Annotated in this window: 21 protein-coding genes; 11 read left to right on the top strand and 10 right to left on the bottom strand. The window is 74.2% G+C overall.

What is annotated here, in order from left to right; genetic code table 11:
* Positions 1–29 precede the first annotated feature (29 nt).
* Positions 30–1418, bottom strand: a complete 1389-nt coding sequence (gene lpdA / locus ACIGW2_RS18455) for a dihydrolipoyl dehydrogenase (RefSeq protein ID WP_356064640.1) — start codon at positions 1416–1418, stop codon at positions 30–32.
* Between the two features lie 280 nt (positions 1419–1698).
* Positions 1699–3207: a leucyl aminopeptidase gene (locus ACIGW2_RS18450; RefSeq protein WP_391654481.1), complete on the bottom strand. Its 1509-nt coding sequence runs from the start codon at positions 3205–3207 to the stop codon at positions 1699–1701.
* 303 nt (positions 3208–3510) lie between these two features.
* On the opposite strand from ACIGW2_RS18450, the gene ACIGW2_RS18445 reads away from it, so the two are divergent.
* The 5 genes from ACIGW2_RS18445 to ACIGW2_RS18425 are packed head-to-tail and all read left to right on the top strand — an operon-like array spanning position 3511 to position 10096.
* Positions 3511–5634: a hypothetical protein gene (locus ACIGW2_RS18445; RefSeq protein WP_399844466.1), complete on the top strand. Its 2124-nt coding sequence runs from the start codon at positions 3511–3513 to the stop codon at positions 5632–5634.
* A 40-nt stretch (positions 5635–5674) separates the two neighbouring features.
* On the top strand, positions 5675–7192 hold the full coding sequence (gene pelF, locus ACIGW2_RS18440) for a GT4 family glycosyltransferase PelF (protein WP_391654483.1): 1518 nt from the start codon (positions 5675–5677) through the stop codon (positions 7190–7192).
* Positions 7189–8619, top strand: coding sequence for a hypothetical protein (locus tag ACIGW2_RS18435; RefSeq protein ID WP_399844464.1), 1431 nt, complete (start codon positions 7189–7191; stop codon positions 8617–8619). The genes pelF and ACIGW2_RS18435 overlap by 4 nt, the downstream gene beginning before the upstream one ends.
* A 56-nt stretch (positions 8620–8675) precedes the next feature.
* Positions 8676–9296, top strand: coding sequence for a spherulation-specific family 4 protein (locus ACIGW2_RS18430; RefSeq protein WP_399844462.1), 621 nt, complete (start codon positions 8676–8678; stop codon positions 9294–9296).
* Positions 9293–10096: an endo alpha-1,4 polygalactosaminidase gene (locus tag ACIGW2_RS18425; RefSeq protein ID WP_399844460.1), complete on the top strand. Its 804-nt coding sequence runs from the start codon at positions 9293–9295 to the stop codon at positions 10094–10096. Before ACIGW2_RS18430 ends, ACIGW2_RS18425 begins: the two co-directional genes overlap by 4 nt.
* A 98-nt stretch (positions 10097–10194) precedes the next feature.
* Here the strand turns inward: ACIGW2_RS18425 and ACIGW2_RS18420 are convergent, their stop codons facing one another.
* Positions 10195–10959, bottom strand: a complete 765-nt coding sequence (locus ACIGW2_RS18420) for an adenosylcobinamide-GDP ribazoletransferase (protein ID WP_399844458.1) — start codon at positions 10957–10959, stop codon at positions 10195–10197.
* Positions 10960–11037: 78 nt separating this feature from the next.
* Here ACIGW2_RS18420 and ACIGW2_RS18415 point away from each other — a divergent pair, with 78 nt between their 5' ends.
* Positions 11038–11805 (top strand): hypothetical protein, encoded by a 768-nt coding sequence (locus tag ACIGW2_RS18415; protein ID WP_361587123.1) that lies wholly within the window; start codon positions 11038–11040, stop codon positions 11803–11805.
* Here the strand turns inward: ACIGW2_RS18415 and ACIGW2_RS18410 are convergent.
* From ACIGW2_RS18410 to ACIGW2_RS18395, 4 genes are all read right to left on the bottom strand, one after another.
* On the bottom strand, positions 11742–12461 hold the full coding sequence (locus ACIGW2_RS18410) for a hypothetical protein (protein ID WP_399844456.1): 720 nt from the start codon (positions 12459–12461) through the stop codon (positions 11742–11744). The two genes, ACIGW2_RS18415 and ACIGW2_RS18410, sit on opposite strands and share 64 nt — an antisense overlap.
* Positions 12458–14218: a phosphatidylglycerol lysyltransferase domain-containing protein gene (locus ACIGW2_RS18405; RefSeq protein WP_391654491.1), complete on the bottom strand. Its 1761-nt coding sequence runs from the start codon at positions 14216–14218 to the stop codon at positions 12458–12460. Before ACIGW2_RS18405 ends, ACIGW2_RS18410 begins: the two co-directional genes overlap by 4 nt.
* A 73-nt stretch (positions 14219–14291) precedes the next feature.
* Positions 14292–15365: a nicotinate-nucleotide--dimethylbenzimidazole phosphoribosyltransferase gene (gene cobT / locus ACIGW2_RS18400; RefSeq protein WP_391654554.1), complete on the bottom strand. Its 1074-nt coding sequence runs from the start codon at positions 15363–15365 to the stop codon at positions 14292–14294.
* Positions 15366–16119: 754 nt separating this feature from the next.
* Positions 16120–17322 carry a bifunctional adenosylcobinamide kinase/adenosylcobinamide-phosphate guanylyltransferase gene (locus ACIGW2_RS18395; protein ID WP_391654492.1) on the bottom strand — a complete coding sequence of 401 codons (1203 nt, stop codon included), beginning with the start codon at positions 17320–17322 and terminating at the stop codon, positions 16120–16122.
* A 92-nt stretch (positions 17323–17414) separates the two neighbouring features.
* On the opposite strand from ACIGW2_RS18395, the gene ACIGW2_RS18390 reads away from it, so the two are divergent.
* Positions 17415–17621: a hypothetical protein gene (locus ACIGW2_RS18390; RefSeq protein ID WP_356064610.1), complete on the top strand. Its 207-nt coding sequence runs from the start codon at positions 17415–17417 to the stop codon at positions 17619–17621.
* 52 nt (positions 17622–17673) lie between these two features.
* Here ACIGW2_RS18390 and ACIGW2_RS18385 read toward each other — a convergent pair whose 3' ends face one another.
* The 3 genes from ACIGW2_RS18385 to ACIGW2_RS18375 form a co-directional block, all read right to left on the bottom strand.
* Positions 17674–18738 (bottom strand): S1C family serine protease, encoded by a 1065-nt coding sequence (locus tag ACIGW2_RS18385; RefSeq protein ID WP_391654493.1) that lies wholly within the window; start codon positions 18736–18738, stop codon positions 17674–17676.
* A gap of 98 nt (positions 18739–18836) precedes the next feature.
* A complete protein-coding gene (locus tag ACIGW2_RS18380) occupies positions 18837–19601 on the bottom strand; it encodes a methyltransferase domain-containing protein (protein ID WP_361587108.1) in 765 nt (254 codons plus the stop codon).
* Positions 19602–19651: 50 nt separating this feature from the next.
* Entirely contained in the window at positions 19652–20254 is a 603-nt protein-coding gene (locus tag ACIGW2_RS18375) for a DUF3043 domain-containing protein (protein WP_356064607.1), read from the bottom strand.
* A 293-nt stretch (positions 20255–20547) separates the two neighbouring features.
* On the opposite strand from ACIGW2_RS18375, the gene ACIGW2_RS18370 reads away from it, so the two are divergent.
* The 4 genes from ACIGW2_RS18370 to ACIGW2_RS18355 all read left to right on the top strand — a co-directional run bounded on the left by ACIGW2_RS18370 (position 20548) and on the right by ACIGW2_RS18355 (position 23642).
* The gene (locus ACIGW2_RS18370) at positions 20548–21339 is read left to right on the top strand and encodes a PspA/IM30 family protein (RefSeq protein WP_356064605.1); all 792 of its coding nucleotides are present in this window, start codon (positions 20548–20550) and stop codon (positions 21337–21339) included.
* A gap of 26 nt (positions 21340–21365) precedes the next feature.
* Positions 21366–21644, top strand: coding sequence for a hypothetical protein (locus tag ACIGW2_RS18365; protein WP_391654494.1), 279 nt, complete (start codon positions 21366–21368; stop codon positions 21642–21644).
* A gap of 73 nt (positions 21645–21717) precedes the next feature.
* Positions 21718–22956 (top strand): sensor histidine kinase, encoded by a 1239-nt coding sequence (locus ACIGW2_RS18360; protein ID WP_391654495.1) that lies wholly within the window; start codon positions 21718–21720, stop codon positions 22954–22956.
* Positions 22953–23642 carry a response regulator transcription factor gene (locus ACIGW2_RS18355; protein ID WP_356064599.1) on the top strand — a complete coding sequence of 230 codons (690 nt, stop codon included), beginning with the start codon at positions 22953–22955 and terminating at the stop codon, positions 23640–23642. Before ACIGW2_RS18360 ends, ACIGW2_RS18355 begins: the two co-directional genes overlap by 4 nt.
* Positions 23643–23777: the final 135 nt, after the last annotated feature.

Below are 23777 nucleotides of genomic sequence, written 5' to 3'. Positions count from 1 at the left end.
GTGGTCGTCGCGCCCGTGTGACGTGAGCGTCAGTCGTGGGAGTGCAGAGGCTTGCCGGCCAGGGCCAGGTGGGCCTCGCCGAGCGCCTCGTTCTGCGTCGGGTGGGCGTGGATGAGCTGCGCGACCTCGGCCGGCAGCGCCTCCCAGTTGTAGATCAGCTGCGCCTCGCCGACCTGCTCGCCCATGCGGTCACCGACCATGTGGACGCCGACCACGGCACCGTCCTTGACCTGGACGAGCTTGATCTCGCCCGCGGTCTTGAGGATCTTGCTCTTGCCGTTGCCCGCGAGGTTGTACTTCAGGGCGACGACCTTGTCCGCGCCGTAGATCTCCTTGGCCTTGGCCTCGGTGATGCCGACGGAGGCGACCTCCGGGTGGCAGTACGTCACCCGCGGCACGCCGTCGTAGTCGACCGGGACGGGCTTGAGACCGGCCAGCCGCTCCGCGACCAGGATGCCCTCGGCGAAGCCGACGTGCGCGAGCTGGAGCGTCGGGACCAGGTCGCCGACCGCGGAGATGGTGGGCACGTTGGTCCGCATGTACTCGTCCACGAGGACGTAGCCGCGGTCCATCGCGATGCCCTGCTCCTCGTAGCCGAGACCGGCCGAGACCGGGCCGCGGCCGATGGCGACGAGCAGCACCTCGGCCTCGAAGGTCTTGCCGTCGGCCAGGGTGACCTTCACACCGTTCTCGGTGTACTCGGCCGACTGGAAGAAGGTGCCCAGGTTGAACTTGATGCCGCGCTTGCGGAAGGCGCGCTCAAGCAGCTTGGAGCTGTTCTCGTCCTCGACCGGGACCAGGTGCTTCAGGCCCTCGATGATCGTGACGTCGGTGCCGAAGGACTTCCACGCCGAGGCGAACTCGACGCCGATGACGCCGCCGCCGAGGATGATCGCGGACTCCGGGACCCGGTCCAGGGTCAGCGCGTGGTCCGAGGAGATGATGCGGTTGCCGTCGATCTCCAGGCCCGGCAGGGACTTCGGCACGGAGCCGGTGGCGAGGAGGACGTGACGGCCCTCGACCCGGCGGCCGTCGACGTCGACGGAGGTCGGGGAGGACAGGTGACCGGTGCCCTCGATGTAGGTCACCTTGCGGGAGGCGACCAGACCCTGCAGACCCTTGTACAGGCCCGAGATCACGTCGTCCTTGTACTTGTGCACGGCCTTGATGTCGATGCCCTCGAAGGAGGCCTTGACACCGAACTGCTCCGCCTCGCGCGCCTGGTCGGCGACCTCGCCGGCGTGGAGCAGGGCCTTCGTCGGGATGCAGCCGTTGTGCAGGCAGGTGCCGCCGAGCTTGTTCTTCTCGATCAGTGCGACGTCCAGGCCCAGCTGCGCTCCGCGCAGCGCGGCGGCGTAACCGCCGCTACCGCCGCCGAGGATCACTAGGTCGAAAACGGTGCTGGCGTCGTTCGCCACGTCACGTCCTCCATGCATGTGCGCTCGTCGCCGGTCGTCGGTGACCGGGCGGCGGCTCCGGGTGTCCGGCCGCATTTTCGTCGGCCCTGTGGTGGGGGCCCTGTCCTGCCGAGAACCCATCTTCGCACTTGTTGCCGACCGACGGGACGCGGGGCCGCGCACTGAGACGGCGGATGGTCCGTACGGAGGGGCGACGGGACCGTACGAAGCTACGGATTCCGTCGTGCGCGAACGGCCCCCGGGTCCGGGACCCGGGGGCCGTTCGCGGCGGCTCCGGGGATCAGAGCTCGCCGTCCGCCGTGCGCTCCGCGAGGCGCACCAGGGTGCGCACCGAGGAGCCGGTGCCGCCCTTCGGGGTGTAGCCGTAGGGGGCGCCCTCGTGGAAGGCCGGGCCCGCGATGTCCAGGTGGGCCCAGGTGATGCCCTCGCCCACGAACTCCTTCAGGAACAGACCGGCCACCAGGCCGCCGCCCATCCGCTCGCCCATGTTGGAGATGTCGGCGGTCGGGGAGTCCATCGCCTTGCGCAGGTCCGCCGGCAGCGGCATCGGCCAGGACTGCTCGCCGACCTCCTCGGCGATCTCATGGATCGCGGAGCGGTAGTCGTCGTCGTTGGCCATGATCGCGAAGGTGCGGTTGCCGAGCGCCAGGACCATGGCACCGGTCAGGGTGGCCACGTCGACGATCGCGTCCGGGTGCTCCTCGGAGGCCTTGGTCAGCGCGTCCGCCATGACGAGGCGGCCCTCGGCGTCGGTGTTCAGGACCTCGACGGTCTTGCCGCTGTACATGCGCAGCACGTCGCCCGGGCGGGTGGCGGAGCCGGACGGCATGTTCTCGGCCAGGGCGAGCCAGCCGGTGACGTTGACGGCGAGGCCGAGCCGGGCCGCGGCGACGACGGTGGCGAAGACGGCGGCCGCGCCGCTCATGTCGCACTTCATCGTCTCGTTGTGGCCGGCCGGCTTCAGGGAGATGCCGCCCGAGTCGTAGGTGATGCCCTTGCCGACCAGGGCGAGGGTCTTCTCCGCCTTCGGGTGGGTGTAGGCGACCCGGACCAGGCGCGGCGGGTTCACCGAGCCGGCGCCGACGCCCAGGATGCCGCCGTAGCCGCCCTTGGCGAGCGCCTTCTCGTCGAGCACCTGCACCTTGAGGCCGTGCTCCTTGCCGGCGGCCTGGACGGCGGCGGCGAAGGCGGCCGGGGTCAGGTCGTTCGGCGGCTGGTTGATCAGGTCGCGGGCGCGGTTCATCTCCTCCGCGACGGCGATCGCGCGCTCCGCGGCGGCCTTGTGGGCCTTGTCGCGCGGCTTGGCGCCGAGCACGGCGACGTCGGCCAGCGGCTTCTTCCCGCCGTTGCCGTTCTCCTGGTACGCCGTGTAGGAGTACGCGCCGAGCAGCGCGCCCTCGCCGATCGCGGCGACGGCCTCGGCGTCGGCGACCGGCAGGGCGAAGGCGGCCTTCTTCGAGCCGTGCAGCGCGCGGGCGGCGGTGCCCGCGGCGCGGCGCAGGGCCTCGGTCCCGTAGGCCTCGCCGTCCTCGGGCGCGGAGCCCAGGCCGACGGCGAGCACGACGGGGGCCTTCAGACCGGCGGGGGAGGGCAGCTTGGTCGCCTCACCCTCGGCGCCCGAGGCGCCCAGGGTCTCCAGGACGGCGGCCAGGCCACCGTCGAAGGCCTGGTCGACGACCTCGGCGCCCGGGGCGACGACCAGCGTCTTGCCGGACTTGGCGACGCCGACGACGACCGCGTCGGCGCGCAGCGTCGCCGCTCCGGCGGTGCTGAGAGTGAGAGCAGTCACGGTGGTGAATTCTCGCTTCCATTGAGTTCTGTGGCGGTCGAGGGATGGGCCGACCGTGCCCGCCGCATCGTATTTCGGCCCGATGAGCGCCGGTAATGAGCCTACGCTCGCTCGTCGTTTTCGTTCACGGCGGTGGTGATTCACTCATCCGTGGTGTCTGTGTCGGGTTTGACGTCCCCTCCGTGCGGTCCCGATTCACACTCGCCTCCATCGGACCGGGGCGGCACGCCGCCCCGCGCCCGACCGACACATCTCCACGGGCCCGCCGTGCGCGCGGGCCCCGCCGAGGGGGGACACCCACCGATGGATTCCGGCCGCTCCCGCACGCCCAGAACCGGCGCCGCCCGCACCCGCCGCGCCGCCCGCCCGCCCCGTACGGCGCGCGCTCCCCGTACCGCCCGGCTCGCCGCCCTCGCCGCGGCCGGACTGCTCGCCACCGTGGTGCCGTCCGCGCAGGCGGCCGGGGCGGCGACGCCCACCCCGCGGATCGACCTCACCGTCCTCGTGGTCGACGACGGGGGCAGCGCCGTCGAGGCGATCACCGCCGAGCTGCGCGGCTCCGGCGTCCCGTACCGCACCCTCGACCTGAACGACCCCGGCCGCCCCGTGGTCAGCGCCGCCTTCCTCAGCGACACCGTCGACGGCCGGCCGCGCGCCAAGTACCAGGGCGTGGTGCTGCCGCACGAGGCCGTGTTCGGACCCGACTCCGCCGAGCAGGCCGCCCTCGTCGCGTACGAGCGGGGCTTCGGCATCCCCCAGGTCGACGCCTACACGTGGGCCCACCCCGGCGTCGGCCTCGACTACACCAGTGACGGCGGCTGGTCCGGCGTCCTCGACGGCGCCACCGGACACGTCACCCCGGCCGGCCGGGCCGGGGCCTTCCGCGACCTGCGCGGCCCCGTGGTCTTCGAGGACAACGCCCCGGCCGTCGCCGAGAGCTACGGCTACGCGGGCCGCCCCCGGGCCGGCTACACCAGCTTCCTCGACATGCCCGCCGCCGACGGCGGACGGATCAGCCTGATCGGCGAGTACGCCCACGACGGGCGCCGCGAACTCGTCGTCACCTTCGCCTACAACCGCCACCAGCGCCAGTTCCGGGCGCTCGCCCGCGGCATCGTCGAATGGCTCACCCAGGGCGTCCACCTCGGCCGCTCCCGCGACTACCTCTCCGTGCACGTCGACGACGTCCTCGCCCCCGACGCCCGCTGGGACACCGTCCGCGACTGCACCCCCGGCGACCTCGACTGCCCCGGCGGCGACGGCGCGGCCGGCGCGAACCCGATCCGCATGACCGCCGCCGACGCGGCCTACGCCGCCGCCTGGCAGCAGGCCTCCGGCTTCCGGCTCGACCTGGTCTACAACGGCGGACAGGGCGAGCAGTGGAAGACCGAGCACGGCGGCACCGACCCGCTGGCCGCCCGGCTGATCGCCGACCGCGCGCAGTACCGCTGGATCAACCACACCTACACCCACCCCTTCCTCGGCTGCGTCCAGGACACCACCACCGTCCCGTGGAGCTGCGCCAAGGACGCCACCGGGGCGACCCGCTGGGTCACCCGGTCCGAGATCTCCGCGCAGATCCGCGACAACCTCAACTGGGCCACCGGCAAGGGCATCTCCGTCGACCGCGCCGAACTCGTCACCGGAGAGCACTCCGGTCTGAGGACCCTGCCCCAGCAGCCCGTGGACAACCCCAACCTGGCCGGCGCGCTCGCCGACAACGGCGTGAAGTGGACGGCCAGCGACAACTCCCGCGAACCCGCCCAGCGCACCCTCGGCACCAGCTCCGGCGCCGCGAAGACCGTGCCCCGCCACCCCATGAACGTGTACTACAACGTGGGCACCGCCGCCGAGATGACCGACGAGTACAACTGGATCTACACCTCCCGCGCCGACGGCGGCAGCGGCCTGTGCGAGAACAACCCCGCCTCCACCTGCCTGCCCGCCCCGCTCGACACCGCCACCGGCTACGCGAGCCACATCGTGCCGCAGGAGGCCCGTACCGCCCTCGCCCACGTCATGGGCAACGACCCCCGGCCGCACTACGTCCACCAGTCCAACCTCGCCGAGGAACGCCTCCTCTACCCCGTCCTCGACCGGGTCCTCGCCGACCACCGCGCCCTCTTCGCCGACAACACCCCGCTGGTGAACCCCAGTCAGCGGGAGACCGGCACCGAACTCGACCGCCGCGCCGCCTGGGACCGGGCGCTCGCCGCCGGCCAGGTCACCGCCTACCGGATCGGCACCACCGTCACCGTCAAGGCCCCCGCCGGCGTCGCCGCCCCGATCACCGCCCCCGACGGCACGCGCCGGCAACTCCTCCTCGGCACCACCGAGTTCGGCGCCGCCTACGCCGGCACCCGGTCCGACTGGAGCACGCCCGACCTGCTCCAGAACGCCGTCACGCTCAAGCTCCCGACCACCTGACCAGCCGACCGAGAACCGCGCGCTCCGGGGGGACACGCACATGCCGGGCAGTGGCCGTCACGTCACCATGCTCACCGAAGGCACCTATCCCCATGTCCACGGCGGCGTCAGCACCTGGTGCGACCAGCTGATCCGCGGCATGCCCGAGGTCGACTTCCAGGTCCTCGCGCTCACCGGCAACGGCCGGGAGCCCGTCACCTGGGAACTGCCGCCGAACCTCTCGCTCCACACCTCCTTCCCGCTCTGGGGCCCCGCCCCGGAGCGGGCCCGGGCGGCCCCGCGCGGCCGGGCCCGCCGCCGCTTCCTCGACACCTGGGAACGCCTCCTCCTCGCGATCCTCGACCCCGCCGCCGGCTGCGACTTCGGCGAGGCGCTGTGCGAACTCGCCGAACTCGCCCGGGCCGGCGGGCTCACCGCGGCCCTGCGTACCGAGGCCGTGCTGCGCTCCCTGATGTGGATCTGGTCCATGCCGCACCTGCCGACGGCCGCGGCCCGGCCCACCGTCCACGACGCCCTCACCGCCACCGACCTGCTGGAACACGCCCTGCGCCCGCTCGCCGCCCGGATACCCGGCGACCGGGTCGCGCACGCCGTGTCCAGCGGGCTCGCCACCCTGCCGGCGCTCGCCGCCCAGCACTTCGAAGGGGTGCCCTTCCTGCTCACCGAACACGGCATCTACCTGCGCGAGCGCTACCTCGGCTACCGCACCGAGGCCCAGCGCTTCCCCGTCAAGGCCCTGCTCCTCGGCTTCTACCGGGAGCTCAACACCCTCGGCTACCGCAGGGCCGATCTCATCACCCCCTGCAACCAGTACAACCGGCGCTGGGAGGAGCGCGGCGGCGCCCCCGCCGACCGCATCCGCACCGTCTACAACGGCGTCGACCCCGCAGCCTTCCCCTGGGCCGGACCCGAGCCCGAGACCCCCACCCTCAGCTGGGTCGGCCGGATCGACCCCATCAAGGACCTGGAGACCCTGCTCCGCGCCTACGCGATCTGCCGTGCCGAACTCCCCGAGCTGCGGCTGCGCCTCTTCGGCCCGGTGCCGGCCGGCAACGAGGACTACCGCACCCGCCTGGAGAAGCTCGCCGCCGAACTCGGCGTCACCGACGGCCTCGTCTTCGAGGGCCGCACCTCCGACGTCGCCGGCGCCTACGCGGCCGGCAACGTCGTGCTGCTCTCCTCCATCAGCGAGGGCTTCCCCTTCTCCCTCATCGAGGCCATGTCCTGCGGCCGGGCCACCGTCTCCACCGACGTCGGCGGGGTCCGCGAGGCCGTCGGCGACACCGGGCTCGTCGTCCCGCCCCGCGAGCCCGCCGTCATGGCCGCCGCCGTCAGTGACCTCCTCCGCGACCACGAGCGCCGCGCCGACCTCGCCCGCCGGGCCCGGCAGCGGGTCGTCGACCGCTTCACCCTGCACCGCTCCGTCGACGGATTCCGCCGCATCTACCTCGAACTCGCCGGCCGCCCCGCCGCCCCGCCCGAGGACCCGCTCGACTGGACCGTCCGCCTCACCGACCCCTGGCGGGCCGAACTCCTCCGGGGAGGTGCCCTCGCGTGAGCGGCTCGCTCTGGCTGAAGCCGGGCGCCACCCGGGACGCGCTGCCGCAGATCCCGCGCCAGCGCACCACGGAACCCGCGCCCGCCGCCGGCGGTCCGGCCGGCGCCACCGCCCTCGCCGCCGACCCGCTGGACGAACTCGCCGACCGGCTCGACGCCCTCGCCGCCACCGCCGTCCACCCGGACGAGATAGCGGCGATCCTGGAGTCGGACGGCATGACGGACGACCACATCCGGCTGGTGTACGGGCGTGCCGACTCCTTCGCACTCGCCGAGGACCTCTACGCCCGCACCGAACGCCGTCACCCCGCGCCCGAACCGCCCACCGCCGCACCCTGGCACACCGGTCTCGCCGGCTGTCTGCTGCGCGGCCTCGTCTTCGCCCTGCCCGGACTCGCCTACGTGCTCGGCGCACCCCTGCTCACCGGACCCGGACGCTACGGGCTGCCGCCCGGCACCGTCCCGCTGCTCGCCGGCGCCGTCACCGGCTGGGTGTGGAACCAGGCCCTCGCCCACCGCGCCTACACCTGGCTCGGGCTCGGCGACCGCGCCGCCGCCGTCCGCGCCCTGGTCACCGGCGCCCCCGCGGGCGCGCTCGCCGGCGCCGCCGTGGCGGTCGCCGCCGCGGGCCCGGGGGAGCGGCCCGCCGCCCTCTTCGGCGCCGGCCAGGCCCTCTACCTCGCCGCCGCCACCGTGCTCCTCGTCCTCGGCCGGGAACGCGCCCTGCTCGTCGCCCTCGCGCCGCTGGCCGGCGCCGTCCCCGCCTTCCACTACGACCTGCCGGACGCGCTGCGGATCGCGCTGCTGCTCCTCTCGCTCGCCGCCACCACCGGCTTCGCCGCGCTGGTGCTGCGCCCGCGCCGCCCCGGCGGGCTCGCCCGGGGCCGCGGCGGGCCGCCGCTCGCCCGCTCGCTGCCGTACGGCCTGTTCGGCCTGGGCAGCGGCGTGCTCGTGCTGTACGCGGGCGCCGACGCGGTCATCGCGCTCACCCTCTCCATGGGCCCGGCCGAATGGCTCCTGCACCGCTTCCGGGCCGCCGGCCTGGCCCGGCTGCGGCTGCTCGGCACGACCGACGAGTTCCGGCGGGCGGTCACCGGAGCGCTCGCCGGCTGCCTCGGCGGCTACCTCGCCGTGCTGCTGGTCCTCGCCACCGCCGCCGCGCTGCTGTGGCCCGGCGCCGCCGCCGTCTCCGCGCCCCGGATCGCCTCGCTGCTGTGCGTCGGCGCGGTGCTGTGGCTGGGCCTGCTGCTCCAGGCCTTCGGCGCGGTGTCCCGCGCGGCCGCCGTGTGCCTGCTCGCGGCTGCCGCCCAGGGCCTCGCGCAGGCCCACGCGCCGGCCGCCGGTCCGCTCGCGGCGGGTGCGGCGGCCGCCGTGCTGGGCCTGCTCACCCGTGCTCTGCTGGTACGACCGACCGCCCACCGCGGATAGGCGATGCCGACCCCGCCCCGGACCCGACACCCCTTGGGGACCGCACCGTGAACTCCATGCTCCACCCCTCCCTCCTGGTGCCGTTCTACGAGCACCCCGCCGAGCGCCCCGAGGACTGGGCCGCCCTGATCGCGGCCGCGCCCTCGCTCTACGGCGTCGTCCTCAACCCGGCGAGCGGCGCGGGCGGCGCCCCCGACCCGGCCTTCGCCGAGGTCGCCGAGCGGCTGCGGGCCGCCGGGGTGCGGGTGCTCGGCTACGCCGACACCGACTACGGGCGCCGGCCGCACGCCGACGTGGTCGCCGACCTGGTGCGGCACCGCGACTGGTACGGGGCGGACGGGGCCTTCCTCGACCAGGTGCCGACCGCGCCGGAGGCGCTGCCGCACTACCACCGCCTCGCGGTGGCCGCCCGGGCCGCAGGGGCCCGCACCCTGGTGCTGAACCACGGCGCCCAGCCCGCCCCCGGCTACGAGACGCTGGCCGAGCTCCTGGTCACCTTCGAGGGGCCCTGGGACGCCTACCGGCACCTGGACCTGCCGGTCGCCGCGCACTACTGCCACCTGGTCTACGCGGCCCCGGCCGACGCCCGCCCCGCCACCCCGGTGCACTGCGCGGTGCCCGGCACCGGCGCCCACCCCTGGGGAACCCTGCCGCACACCCTGGAGCCGGCCCGATGAGACGACTGGCGGCCCTGCTCCTCCCGTTGCTGCTGCTCGCCGCGGCCTGCACCTCCGCCCCCGAGACACCGGCGCCCGGGACCTCCGACCCGAAGGCCTCGGAGTGGTGGCGCCCCGCGCCCGGTCTCGCCTGGCAGTGGCAGCTCAGCGGACGGCTCGACCCGACGGTCGACGTGCCGGTGTACGACATCGACGGCTTCGACCACCCGGCCTCGGCCGTCGCCGACCTGCACCGCCGGGGCCGCAAGGTGATCTGCTACCTGTCCACCGGCGCCTGGGAGGAGTTCCGCCCGGACGCCGGGAAGTTCCCGAAGGAGCTCCTCGGCGCCGGCAACGGCTGGCCCGGCGAGCGCTGGCTCGACATCCGCCGCACCGACCTGCTCGCCCCGCTGATGGCGGCCCGCCTCGACATGTGCCGGACCAAGGGCTTCGACGCGGTCGAGCCCGACAACATGGACGGCTACGCCAACCGCACCGGCTTCCCCCTGACCGCCGCCGACCAGCTCGCCTACAACCGCCTGATCGCCCGCCTCGCCCACGAACGCGGCCTGGCCGTGGGCCTGAAGAACGACCTGGACCAGATCCCGCAGCTGCTCGCGGACTTCGACTTCGCGGTCAACGAACAGTGCGCCGAATACGAGGAGTGCGACCGCCTCACCCCCTTCGTGACCTCCGGCAAGGCGGTCTTCCACGCCGAGTACGAACTGCCGCTCGCCGCGTTCTGCCCGCGCTCGAAGGAACTCGGGCTCGACTCGATCCTGAAGAAGTACGAGCTGGGGGCGTGGCGCAGGGCCTGCTAGGCCCTGTCCGGAAGGTTTCGCCTGGCTCGCGGCTCCTCCAGAGCTTCGCCTGGGAGGTGCCCCCGGCACGCCGTCCCCCGTAGGGACCCGACCGGCGCTCACCCCAGGGTCAGCACCACCAGCGCCGCCGTCGCCGCCGTCTCCGCCAGCGCGCCGAAGACGTCGCCGGTCACCCCGCCGAAGCGGCGTACGCAGTGGCGCAGCAGCAGTTCCGCGGCGGCGAGGGCGGCCAGGGCGGCGAGGAGGTGGCGGAGGGCGTCCCAGGGGGAGAACAGGGCGCCGGAGGCCGTTGCGAGGAGCAGGACCGCGAGCGCGGTCAGGGCGGCGGCGGGGACGGGGACGGTGGCCGCGACGACCGCGCCCAGACCCTCGGGGCGGGCGGCCGGGACGCCCTCGCGGGAGGCGCCGGTCAGCGCGAGGCGGGCGACGGTCGCGGCGAGCGCGGCGGCCACCGCGCCGTGCGCCCAGCCCTGCCCGTACAGCTCGTACACCGCGGCGACCTGGGCGAGCAGGGCGAGGACCAGGGTGATGACGCCGAACGGGCCGATGTCCGACTGCTTCATGATGCGCAGCGCGTCCTCGGCCGGCTTGGCGCTGCCGAGGCCGTCGGCGGTGTCGGCGAGGCCGTCCAGGTGCAGGCCGCGGGTCATCAGGGCGGGCACCGCGACGGTGAGCACGGCGGCGAGCAGCGGCCCGGCGCCGAGCAGCAGGAACCCCCCGCCGACCGCGGCCGCGCACAGGCCGACGACCAGGCCCGCGAGCGGGGCGCAGAGCATCCCGGCGCGGGCCGTGTCGCGGTCCCAGCGGGTGATGCGGGCGGGGAGCACCGTGAGGGTGCCGAAGGCGAAACGCAGGCCGTCCATCCGCGGAAGGGTAGTGCCCCGGCCGGAGGGTTAAATGGGCGGGAACGGCAGAAAGCTGACGATTCGGCAGAGGGTGGCATGGGTCACTGGTTCTTCCGCAACATCGTGGAACCCGGGAAGCTCCCGCTGTTCCTCGCCCTGGCCTCCTTCGTGCTCACCTTCCTGGCCACCCGGACGGTCACCCGGCTGATCCGGGCCGGCAAGGGCCCCTTCCGGAACGTGTCCTCGGGCGGGCTGCACATCCACCACGTGGTGCCGGGCGTGGTGCTCACCGTGCTCGGCGGCTTCGGCGCGGTCGCCAGCGGCCGGCACGGCGTCGGGGCCGGCGTGTTCGCGGTGGTCTTCGGGGTCGGCGCGGGCCTGGTCCTCGACGAGTTCGCGCTGATCCTGCACCTCGACGACGTCTACTGGTCGGAGGCCGGGCGGCAGAGCGTCGAGGTGGTGGTGCTCACCGCCGCCCTGGTGCTGCTCGTCCTCGCCGGCTTCTCCCCGCTCGGCGTGAACGACGTGACGACCGAGGAGCGGCAGGACCGGGTGAGCTTCATCCTCACCCTGGCGGTCAACTTCCTCTTCGTCCTGGTCACCCTGGTGAAGGGGAAGTTCCGGATGGCCGTGATCGGCACTCTGATCCCGTTCGTGGCGGTCGTCGGCGCCGTCCGCCTCGCCCGTCCCGGCTCCTGGTGGTCCCGCCGGCTCTATCCGCGCCGGCACCGGGCGCGGGCCCGGGCCCGGATCCGGGCCTACCGGCACGACCGGCGCTGGGTGAAGGTGCGCCGCCGGGTTCAGGACCTGATCGGCGGCTTCCAGGAGCGGGTGCCCGGCCGCGGCTCCACCCCGTCGCGCTGACGGCGCCGCCGGCGCCACTCCTGGACGGCGACCACCAGGAGCACGGCCGCGATCGCCGCCAGGTGCTCCTTGCCCGCCAGGTTGTTCTTGATCAGCACCTCGACCACCATCGCGACCACCACCAGGGCCCCGGTCCAGCGGGCCCCGTACCGCCAGCAGACGTACACCGCGAGTCCCACCACGGCGGCCGACGGCCCGGTGTCCACCACCTGCGCGTCGGTGGCGGGCAGCCCCAGCGGGTGGTCCGGGCCGAGCGCGATGCCCACGCGCGCGTAGAGGGTGCCGGCCAGCGTCGCCGCGTACGCGAGCAGCAGGGTGCGGGCCCGGCCGAGGCAGATCTCGGCGATCCCGAAGACGAGCAGGACCTGCGCGAGCGCCCCCCACACCGGCAGGTCCAGGGCCGGCACGAACAGCGACAGCGGGGTCCGCAGCAGGGCCAGGACCAGCGGGTCCTCGGCCCGCACCGAGCCGATGTCCTGGACCGGCCGGTAGCCCCAGTCCTGGTTCTGCACCAGCTGGAAGACGGAGGTCAGACAGACGGCGGCGAGCGTCATCGGGACTGCCCGCCACCTCCGCGCGACCAGCGCCGCCCGTACGGTGCCGAACAGCGGGCCCCACTCGCGGCGCGCGAAGGCCCGGACCCGCGCAGGGATCAACGTCTGCCTTCCAGGTGCTTGCGGTGCATCCACTTGGGCAGGCCCGGAGCCTCCAGGAAACCCTCGGCGCGGCCGGCGGCGAGACCGATCCGCAGCAGGTCGGCGCTCTTCTCGAAGAGCATGAATCGGGGCTCCCAGATCGGTCGGTACTTGGCGTTGGCGCGGTACAGCGACTCGATCTGCCACCAGCGGGAGAAGAAGCTGAGCAGCGAACGCCACATCCGCAGCACGGGTCCCGCCCCGAGCTTCGAGCCGCGTTCGAAGACGGAGCGGAACATCGCGAAGTTCAGCGAGACCTGAGTGATCCCGATCTCCTTCGCGCGCTGCAGCAGCTCGATGACCATGAACTCCATCAGGCCGTTCTCGGCGTCCCGGTCACGGCGCATCAGGTCGAGCGACAGCCCGTTCGGGCCCCAGGGCACGAAGGACAGCAGCGCCCGCAGCTCGCCCTTCTCGTCGGTGCACTCCAGCATCACGCAGCGCCCGTCGCGCGGGTCGCCGAGCCGCCCGAGCGCCATCGAGAAGCCGCGCTCGGTGGCGCCGTCCCGCCAGTCGTCGGCCTTGCGCAGCAGCTCGTCCATCTCGTCGGCCGGGATGTCCTCGTGGCGCCGGATGCGCACCTGGTACCCGGCCCGCTTGACCCGGTTGAAGGCCTGCCGCACGGTCCGCATGGCCCGCCCGTCCAGGGTGAACTCGGCGGTCTCCACGATCGCCTCGTCACCCAGCTCCAGGGCGTCCAGGCCGTGCCGGGCGTAGATGGTGCCGGCCTCCTCGCTCGCGCCCATCACGGCCGGGATCCAGCCGTGCTCGCGGGCCTCGGCCAGCCAGGGCTCGATGGCGCCCGGCCAGGCCTCCGGGTCGCCGATCGGGTCGCCGGAGGCCAGCGACACCCCGCCCACCACCCGGTAGGCGATCGCCGCCTTCTCGCTGGGCGACCAGATGACGCTCTTCTCGCGGCGCAGCGCGAAGTAGCCCAGCGAGTCCCGGTCGCCCTGCTTGTCGAGCAGCGTCCGCAGCCGGTCCTCGTCCTCCTCGGTGAGCGGGTCGACCGCCCGCCGGGAGCGGAAGGCGGCGAAGAGCACGGCGAAGAGCAGCAGCGTGGACATCACGTTGATCACCACGTCCACCCAGCCCGGGGTGGCGATGCCGGCGAACCGCGAGTCGTCGGCCGCCAGCGTGATCAGCCGCATCACGCCGTAGCGCCAGCGCTCCAGGAAGGTGGAGTGCCCGGTGGACTCGTTGGTGACGGTGACCAGCGCGGCGGCGAGCAGCGAGGTGACGAGCAGGCCGCCGACCGCCACGGCGGTGGCGAGCAGCGGGTTGGAGCGGTCGCCCTTCGCGTAGAACTCCCTGCGGCCCAGCAGCAGCGCCGTGAAGAAGGCCGCCGTCAGCACCAGCGACACCCAGTTCTGGGCGTGTCCACGGATCTCCGGGAAGATCATCACCAGCGCGAACAGCAGCAGGAAGAGGCCGCTGAGCACCAGGTTCAGGATCCACGCGGCCCGCTTGCGGCGGCGCATGGTGATCGCCAGGAAGAGGGTGAACACACCGGACGCGAAGCCCGCCGTGAGCATGTACGGCGTGAAGTAGTCGTCCTCGTTGTGCCGGCGCAGGTCATTGCCGAAGGACACCCACACGGCGCTGAGGAAGTTGACGAACGTGACGACCCGCAGATACCAGACCGCGAACGCGGCACTGCGCCGCGAGCGGACCGAGCCCTGGGGTGCTCCCTCGGTGGACAAACGGACCTCTCCCATGAAAAGCGATCATATGGGGCACCGCTTCTCCCGGCCGGTCGCCGGGAACCACCACGTCCGCGGGTGAACCCGCTCAGCCCACCTCTTCCGCCGGAGCCGGCGCCTGCGCGGCGGTCGCCTCCGGCAGCTCCGCGGCCAGCGCCGCGGCGGCCCGGACGAGGGGCAGTGCGAGCAGCGCCCCGGTTCCCTCTCCCACAGTGACGCCGTGGTCGAGCAGCGGGTTGAGCGCCATCCGGTCCAGCGCCTTCGCCTGCGCCGGCTCCCCGCTCACCTGGCCCGCCAGCCACCAGTCCGGCGCCCGGAACGCCGCCCGCTGCGCCACCAGCGCGCAGGCCGCCCCCACCACACCGTCCAGGACCACCGGCATCCGGCGCACCGAGGCCTGCAGCAGGAAGCCCGTCATCGCCGTCAGATCCGCGCCGCCGACCGTCGCCAGCAGCTCCAGCTGGTCGCCGAGCACCGGCCGCGCCCGGCGCAGCGCGTCCCGGATCGCCGCGCACTTGCGCATCCACGCCAGGTCGTCGATCCCGGCCCCGCCGCGCCCGGTCACCACCGAGGCGTCCGTCCCGCACAGCGCCGCGATCAGCGTCGACGCCGGGGTCGTGCCGCCCACGCTGAGATCGCCCAGCACCACCAGATCGGTGCCCGAGTCGGCCTCCTCGTCGGCCACCGCGATGCCCAGCTCCAGGGCGGCCCGCGCCTCCTCGACCGTCAGCGCGTCCTCCACGTCGATCCGGCCCGCCCCGCGCCGCACCCGGCGCCGCGTCACCTCCGCCGGCAGCAGCTCCGGGTCGCAGTCCAGCCCCGCGTCCACCACCCGCACCGGCACCTGCTGCGCCCGCGCCAGCACCGCCACCGGGCTCACCCCGTCGAGCACCGCCCGCACCAGCTCGTACGCCGTGCCCGCGGCCCGCCCCGACACCTCCAGGGACGCCACCCCGTGGTCACCGGCGAACAGCACCACCTTCGGCTGCTCCACCGGCCGCACCGGCACCGCGCCCTGCGCGGCCGACAGCCACTCGCCCAGCTCGTCGAGCCGCCCGAGCGCCCCCGGCCGCACGGCGAGCCGCGCCCGCCGCTCCTCGGCCTCGTGCCGGATCCCCCCGTCGGGGCGCTCGATCAGATCGGAGAAGTCGTCGAGGTTCAAGGTCGCTTCCACCTAGGCGTCCATGCGTTCGTGGGTCAGTCACGCGGTCGCTCGCACCCTACCCGCGCCGCGCCCGCCCCCGCAGGCACCGGCACCCCCGCCCGCCCCGCCCCCGCCCGCGCCTAGGCCGTCTCTTCCGGATCTTGCCGGGCTCTCGACTCCCCCGGAGCTTCGCCTGGGTGGGGGTGCCCCCGGCGGAGCCTGGGGGAGTGCCCCCGGCACCGTGCCTCGCCGCGTTGTCGTCGGTCGCCGATGGCCCCCTGGGCTTCGCCGGGTGGGGGTGCCCCCGGGCGAAGTCCAGGGGGAGTACCCCCACCGCATCGCTTCCGCCCCCTCGGCCTGGCGGCCGGGGAGGTGCCCCCACCTCCGCCTTGCGATCCTTCCCCTGGGCCCTGGCGGGCCCGGGGAGACCCCGACCCTCGGCCCTGACGGCCTGGGGAGACCCCGACCCTCGGCCCTGACGGCCTGGGGAGACCCCAACCCTTGGCCCTGACGGCCTGGGGAGACCCCAACCCTTGGCCCTGACGGCCTGGGGAGACCCCGACCCTTGGCCCTGACGGCCTGGGGAGACCCCGACCCTTGGCCCTGACGGGCCTGGGGAGACCCCGACCCTCGGCCCTGACGGGCCTGGGGAGACCCCGACCCTCGGCCCTGACGGGCCTGGGGAGACCCCATACACCGGACGCCGCTCTCCCCCGTAGCCCTCCGGGCACGGGAGGTGCCCCCAGATCCGGCCTGATCCGAAAGAAACGACCTACCCGCGCAGCACCAGCGCCTGCCCCGCCGCCACCAGCAGCACCTGCTCGCACTCGTCGCCGAAGGCCGCGTTCAGCCGGCCCAGCTCGTCCCGGAACCGGCGCCCCGCGGCCGTCGCCGGCACCACGCCCGAGCCCACCTCGTTGGTCACCGCCACCACCGTCCGGGAGGTCTCCCGGACCGCCGTCACCAGCTCCGCGACCCGCGCCGCGAGGGCCGCCCGGCCGCCGTTCGCCCAGCGCTCGTCGTCCCACGCGCCCACCGCGTCCATCGCGTCCGTCAGCCACAGCGACAGGCAGTCGATCAGCAGCGGCGGACCCTCCTCGCGCAACAGCGGCACGAGGTCGGTGGTCTCCGCGGTACGCCAGGAGCCCGGCCGCCGCTCCCGGTGCAGGCTCACCCGGTGCGCCCACTCCGGGTCGCCCTCGCGGGTCCCGCCGGTCGCCACGTACAGCACCTCGGGGAAGGTCTCCAGCCGCCGCTCCGCCTCCACCGACTTGCCCGACCGGGCCCCGCCCGTCACCAGCGTGCGGCGCGGCACGTCCGGCACCGCGTGGTACTCGCCCACGTACAGCGTCGTGCCGTCCGGCACCGCCCGCGCGCCCGCCGCCGCCAGCCGCCGGTCCAGCTCCGCCCCGGCCGGGGCGTCGTGGTCCAGGTGCGCCGCGATCACGTCCGTGGCCGGGCCCACCGCGCCGGTCGCCCGCAGCCGGGCCAGCGCGTCCGGCCGCCCGGTCACGTCCGCCACCACCAGGTCGTACGGCGGCCGGTGGTCCTCCGGCAGACCGGCCGGGGCGGCGCCCGGCGGCAGGTAGAGCAGCCGCTCGCCGTCCGCCGAGGTCACCTCGTAGCCGGTGCCCGGCGCGTCCATCGGCACCGCCCGCACCCGGTGCCCGCTGATCAGCGTCAGCTCCCGCCCGTCCGGCACCCGCCCCGCCGTCGGCAGCCCCGCCGGGACCTCCACCGCCGGCCCGTCGTGCGGATGCGTGAGCAGCACCTGCCGCACCCCCACCAGGGAGTGCCCCGAGCGGGCGGCGGCCAGGGCCGCGCCCGGTGTCAGGTCGAGCAGCAGGGCCCCGTCCACGAGCAGCGAGGTCGCGGCCCGGGCCCGCTCCCCGCGGGACACCGCGCACACGGCGCAGGGGCAGTCGGGGCGGGGGAGTCCGAGGGGGGCGCCGGTGCCGAGCAGAGTCAGTTCCACGTCTAGATCCTCCCGCGTCACCGCGAGGGGTGCGCGCCCGGCTACGCTGCGGGCAGGAAACCGGTCAACCGGAAGATCAACCGGAGGCGGACATGGCATGGACGTGGCGGTTCGAGAAGTCCGACGGCACCGAGGTCACGCCGGTGGTGACTCCCGAGGAGTTCACCACCCAGGGCGACGCCGAGTCCTGGATCGGTGAGCACTGGCGCGACCTCCTGGACGGCGGCGCGGACCAGGTGACGCTCTCCGAGGACGGCACCAGGATCTACGGGCCGATGCCGCTGGACGCCGAGGGCTGAGCCGGGACGGGCCGGGGGCGCCGGGCCGCGGTGGCCGGCGCCCCCGGGGCCGTCAGATCTCGCCCAGCGTGACCTCCGCCTTGTGCTCGGCCGTGCCGCGCGTGTAGACCACCGTCACCTTGTCGCCGGGCTTGCGCGAGGCCAGCGACTCCGACAGCGAGGTGATCGTGGTGATCGGGTCGTCGGCCACCTTGGTGATGACGTCGCCGGCCCGCAGCCCCGCCTTCGCCGCCGCCCCGTCCGGCTGCGCCTCCACGATCGCGACGCCCGCCGGCTCGTAGGAGTCGTCCAGGACCGTGCGGCCCGTGATGTTCAGGGCGGCCCGGCCGGAGTCCGTCACCTTGCCGGTCGCGATGATCTGGTCCGCCACCGTCTTCACCATCGACGCGGGGATCGCGAAGCCGATGCCCGGCGCCGAGCCGCCGCCCAGCTCCGGGTCGGTCGCCGCCAGCGTCGGGATGCCGATGACCTCGCTGTCCAGGTTCACCAGCGCGCCCCCGCTGTTGCCGGGGTTGATCGCCGCCGAGGTCTGCACCATGTTGCCGATCGTCGCGCCCGTCCCGCCGCCGGTGCGGCCCTCGCTGACCGTCCGGCCGGTGGCCGAGACGATGCCCTGGGTGACGCTGCCCGACAGGCCGAGCGGCGAGCCCATCGCGAGCACGATCTGCCCCATGTCGACCTTGCCCGAGTCGCCCAGCCTGGCCGGCTTCAGCCCCTGCGGCACGCTGTCCAGCTTGATCACCGCGAGGTCCTGCTCCGGGTACGAGGCCACCAGCCGGGCCGTCACCGGCTGACCGCCGGTCGCCGCGGTGACCTTGAAGGAGCGCTCCTGGCCGACCACGTGCGCGTTGGTGACCACATGGCCCTTGGCGTCGTAGACCACCCCGGAGCCGAGGCTCTCCGAGGCGTCGATCTGCACCACCGACGGCAGCACGTTCCGGATCACGGCCTGGTAGTCGTCCTGGAGCTCGTTGGCGGACCGCGGGGCGGCCGCGGCCTGGGTGGACCGCCCGGTGTCGGCGGCCGGCTCGGCCCGGGGCGCGGTTCCGGCCGCGCAGCCGGCGAGCAGGGCGGCGGCACAGGTCCCGGCGGCGAGGGAAAACAGGAGGCGTCTCATGACCGCAGTCTCGGCGCCGCCCGCGCCGGACGCCTCGGTGGAGACGCCCGATCAGGGGGCGGGCGCCCCGCCCGCCCCCGTGCGCCTCGGCGCCCGGCTCAGCCCCGTACGCCGCAGAGGTGCAGCAGTCCCGCGATCCGGCGGTACGGATCGGTGCGGCCGGCCCGGTCCTCGGCGGTCAGCAGCCGCTCCAGCTCGTCCGCGGCCGGCAGACCGGTGTCGGCGGGGATGCCGTCGGTGAAGACCCGCACCCCGTACCAGGCGTGCAGCGGGGCGGCGATCCCGGCCAGGGTGGTGGTGAGGGCGTCGAGCCGGTCGGCCCGGCCCTTCACGCCCTGGCGGTCGGTGTAGACGTCCGACTCGAAACCGGCCAGCGCGCCCGCCCAGTCCCCGGCGAGGCCCGGCCGCATGGCCAGCGCCTCCGCGTTCCGTACCACCAGGGACAGCAGGCCGCCGGGGGCCAGCATCCGGGCCAGGCCCGCGAGCAGCGCGTCCGGCTCGTCGGCGTACATCAGCACGCCGTGACAGAGGACCACGTCGAAGCTGCCGGGCAGGAAGTGCACCCCGGTCTCGCGGCCGTCGCCGTGGATCAGCCGGACCCGCTCGCGGATCCCGGCCGGCTCGGTCGCCAGCGAGTCGCGGGCGCACTGGAGCAGCTCGGGATCGGCCTCCAGACCGGTCACCGTGTGCCCGGCCCGGGCCAGCCGCAGCGCCTGGGTGCCCTGGCCCATGCCCGCGTCGAGGATCCGCAGCCGCTGCCCCACCGGGTAGCGGGCGGCTATCTGCTCGTCGAGCTGGCGCGCGATCAGCTCCGTGCGGACGGTGTCGCGCAGCCCGCCGGGCTCGGCGGGCCAGGTGCCCACGACCGGCAGCGCCTCACCCGCGGCGCCACCCGCGTCCGGGAAGTCCGCGCTCAGGGCCGCTCTCCGCGCTTGACCTGCGGCTTCGGCAGCCGCAGCCGGCGCATCTGGAGCGTGCGCATCAGGCCGTACGCGATCGCGCCGCGCTTCGACTCGTTCGGGAACCGCTCGTTCAGCTGCTTGCGCAGACGCAGCCAGATGCCGATCGAGTCGATCACGATCATCACGATCACACCGGCCCACAGCAGCAGCGAGATGTTCTGCAGCTGGCGGTTGGTGTTGCCGAAGAGCGACAGCACCAGGATGACCACGGCCATCGGCAGGAAGAACTCCGCCACCGCGAAGCGCGAGTCGACGAAGTCACGGACGAAGCGCCGCACCGGTCCCTTGTCACGGGCGGGCAGATAACGCTCGTCCCCGCTGTTCAGCGCCTCGCGCTGGCGGGTCAGGTCCGCGCGGCGGGCCTCGCGCTGCCGCTTCGCCGCCTCCTTGCGGTCCAGCGGCGCGGACTGCGCACGACGGCGCTGCGACTGCGCGTCGCTCCGCTTCGGGGTCGGGCGGCCCTTGGGGGCCTGCGGGTCGCGGGGCTGCTTGGAGAGGTCCGCCGTCACCTTGTCGGTGGGGGCCTTCTCATCCTTCGAACGGCTACGGAACACAAGGCCAAGGGTACGTGGTGCGGGGTGTGGGACCCAGCGCGGGCGGGAACGATCCGCTAACGGCCCGCGTCTTCGCCGACGAGACCAGGACCGTCCGGCCGATCACGGCCGGACCGGTGCGGGGGACCCGGAGTGTCCCTCTACTCCCTGGGCCGGAGGGCCGGTGATCTCCACTCGTTCTTGGGGAGGAGCACATCGGGCCCCGAACAGTGCGGTAATGGAGTCAGGAACCGTACTGTGGTTCTTGTTGGAGTGCTGGAGCCGAGTCCGTCAGAAGGGGGCGCGCGAAGCCCATGAGCGGTGTGATGAAGCGTATGGGGATGATCTTCCGCGCGAAGGCAAACAAGGCCCTCGACCGGGCCGAGGATCCGCGCGAGACCCTCGATTACTCCTACCAGAAGCAGCTGGAGCTGCTGCAGAAGGTGCGCCGCGGCGTCGCCGACGTGGCGACCTCCCGCAAGCGCCTTGAGCTGCAGCTCAACCAGCTCCAGGGCCAGTCCGCCAAGCTCGAGGACCAGGGCCGCAAGGCCCTCGCGCTCGGCCGCGAGGACCTGGCGCGCGAGGCGCTGTCCCGCCGCGCCGCGCTGCAGCAGCAGGTCAGCGACCTGGAGGTGCAGCACCAGACCCTGCAGGGCGAGGAGGAGAAGCTGACCCTCGCCGCGCAGCGGCTCCAGGCCAAGGTCGACGCCTTCCGCACCCGGAAGGAGACGATCAAGGCGACGTACACGGCCGCCCAGGCCCAGACCCGGATCGCCGAGTCCTTCTCCGGCATCTCCGAGGAGATGAGCGACGTCGGCCTGGCCATCCAGCGGGCCGAGGACAAGACCGCCCAGCTGCAGGCCCGGGCCGGCGCGATCGACGAGCTGCTCGCCTCCGGCGCGCTCGACGACCAGTCGGGCCTCGCCAAGGACGACATCCAGGCCGAGCTCGACCGGCTCTCCGGCGGCACCGACGTGGAGCTGGAGCTCCAGCGGATGAAGGCCGAGCTGGCCGGCGGACCGTCCGCGCAGCAGCAGGCCATCGAGGGCGGCAACGGCTCCGCCCAGCAGAACCACCAGCAGTCCCAGCCCCGCTTCGAGAAGTAACCCCTTCGGCAGGAGGACGGCGCGTCATGATCGTACGGATCATGGGGGAGGGCCAGCTCCGGCTGGCCGACAGTCACTTCGTCGAGCTGAACAAGCTCGACGACGAACTGCTCGACGAGATGGAGTCCGGTGACGAGCCGGGCTTCCGGCGCACGCTGCACGCCCTGCTCGACAAGGTCAGGGAGCTCGGCGAGCCGCTCCCCGACGACGCCCTCGAACCCTCCGAGCTGATCCTGCCCGCCTCCGACGCGTCCCTCGACGAGGTCCGCGCCATGCTCTCCGACGACGGCCTGATCCCCGGCTGACGCACCCCGCCCGTGCCCCGTCCCCCACCGGGACGGGGCACGCGCGCGTGCGGACCCCGTACCGTCTTCTGCTGTGACGACCCACGGCACCCCGACCCACGGCACCCCGCTCGCGCGGACCCGGGACCGGCTGCGCGCCCACCCCCTCGCCTTCGACGCGGGGCTCGCGCTCGCCGTGCTCGCCGCCATGGTCCTCGGCTCCTTCACCGACCCGCACGGCAGCCCCGACGGGCCCACCTTCGGCGACCGCGCGCCCACCGCGACCGGCGTCCTGCTGATGCTGCTCGGCGCCGCCGCCCTGGTGTTCCGCCGCCGCCGGCCCATCCCGGTGCTCGCCGTCACCACCGCCTTCGCGCTGGTGGAGCTGATCGGCGACACCCGTCCGGCGCCGGTCACCATGAGCGCCGTCGTCGCCCTCTTCACCGTCGCCGCCCGCACCGACCGGCCCACCACCTGGCGGCTCGGCCTCGCCACCATGGGCGCGCTGACCTTCGCCGCCATGGTCTTCGGCCCCACGCCCTGGTACGCGCAGGAGAACCTGGGCGTCTTCGCCTGGACCGGCATGGCCGCGGCCGCCGGCGACGCGGTGCGCAGCCGGCGGGCCTTCGTGGACGCCATACGGGAGCGGGCCGAGCGCGCCGAACGCAGCCGCGAGGAGGAGGCCCGGCGGCGGGTCGCCGAGGAGCGGCTGCGGATCGCCCGCGACCTGCACGACGTGGTCGCCCACCACATCGCCCTGGTCAACGTGCAGGCCGGGGTCGCCGCCCACGTCATGGACCGGCGCCCCGACCAGGCCAAGGAGGCCCTGGCGCACGTCCGCGCCGCCTCCCGCTCGGCCCTCGACGAACTGCGCGCCACCGTCGGACTGCTGCGCCAGTCCGGCGACCCGGAGGCCCCCACCGAACCGGTCTCGGGCCTCGCCGTCCTGGACGACCTGCTCGCCACCTTCCGCAACGCCGGCCTGCCGGTCGAGCTGGCCCGCACCGACCGGGGCGCGCCGCTGCCCGCCGCCGTCGACCTCGCCGCGTACCGGATCATCCAGGAGGCGCTGACCAACGTGCGCAAGCACGCCGGGGCCGGCGCCCGGGCCGAGGTGAGCGTGGTCCGGGTCGGCCGCACCGTGGAGATCACCGTCCTCGACGACGGCACCGCCGCCGCGGAACCCGAACCGGGCGGCGGGCACGGCCTGGTCGGGATGCGCGAGCGGGTCACCGCGCTCGGCGGCACCCTCACCGCGGCACCCCGCTACGGGGGCGGCTTCCGGGTGCAGGCGATACTGCCGGTGCCGGCCGACTGCGAGGGGGACGCGTGACCATCCGGGTACTGCTTGCCGACGACCAGGCCCTGCTGCGCAGCGCGTTCCGGGTCCTGGTCGACTCCGAGCCCGACATGGAGGTGGTCGCCGAGGCCGCCGACGGCGCCCAGGCGGTCGCCGAGGCCCGCCGCACCCGGGCGGACGTGGTCCTCATGGACATCCGGATGCCCGGCACCGACGGGCTCGCCGCCACCCGCATGATCACCGCCGACCCCGAGCTCGCGGACGTCCGGATCGTCATGCTGACCACCTTCGAGGTCGACGAGTACGTCGTGCAGTCGCTGCGCGCCGGGGCCTCCGGCTTCCTCGGCAAGGGCGCCGAACCGGAGGAGCTGCTCGGCGCCATCCGGATCGCGCACGCCGGCGAGGCGCTGCTCTCCCCGGCCGCCACCAAGGGCCTGATCGCCTCCTTCCTCGCCCAGGGCGGCGGCGCCGGCCCCGACGACCCGGACGCCCCCGCCTACTCCGAGCGCCTCTCCGCGCTCACCGCCCGCGAGCGAGAGGTGCTGGTCCTGGTGGCCGGCGGCCTGTCCAACGACGAGATCGCCGAGCGGCTCGACGTCAGCCCGCTCACCGTCAAGACCCATGTGAACCGCACCATGGCCAAGCTGGGCGCCCGCGACCGCGCCCAACTGGTGGTCACGGCCTACGAGTCGGGGCTCGTCCGTCCGAGGGTGGAGTGACACCGCGGCGGCTCGTACTCCAGACGCGGTATGCGCGGCGTGAGGAATTGGGACCCGGGGCCGAGGAATCGGCCCCTTCCCATGGCCGAGGGTGTAGCCGGGCACCCCTCGCGGTGCCCGGCGCCCGCCGAATGC

The organism is Streptomyces sp. NPDC053541 (genome assembly GCF_044544705.1).
Taxonomy (GTDB): Bacteria; Actinomycetota; Actinomycetes; order Streptomycetales; family Streptomycetaceae; genus Streptomyces.
This window is presented reverse-complemented; position numbering and strand designations above follow the sequence as displayed.